Source organism: Pseudomonas sp. HY2-MNA-CIBAN-0224, from assembly GCF_040310285.1.
GTDB classification, from domain to species: Bacteria; Pseudomonadota; Gammaproteobacteria; order Pseudomonadales; family Pseudomonadaceae; genus Aquipseudomonas; species Aquipseudomonas helleri.
This window is the reverse complement of the sequence record NZ_JBEOPQ010000551.1, coordinates 1-269: the sequence shown is the minus strand read 5'-3', so window position 1 is coordinate 269 and position 269 is coordinate 1. Positions and strand designations below refer to the sequence as shown.

Genomic DNA, 269 nt, shown 5'->3' with positions numbered 1-269 from the left:
CGGCTCGATACCAATAATTGCCGCATTGATGTGGAAGACGACGGCCAAGGTATACCGCGTTCGGATTGGGATCGGGTATTTATTGCATTTTCGCGGCTGGATGACAGCCGCACCCGCACCTCTGGCGGGTACGGGTTAGGGCTGTCTATTGTGCGGCGCATTATGTACTGGCACGGTGGCCAAGCTTTTGTCGGCGCCAGTGCCAACCTTGGCGGCGCCTGCTTTAGCCTTGTATGGCCTCGTGTTCAAACGCAATCAGATGGTCTGCA

General features: G+C 56.5%; 1 protein-coding gene. It reads left to right on the top strand.

The window, feature by feature from the left end:
* The coding region (locus tag AAEZ03_RS27530) for an ATP-binding protein (RefSeq protein WP_350583037.1) at positions 1-269 on the top strand (269 nt) is incomplete at both ends.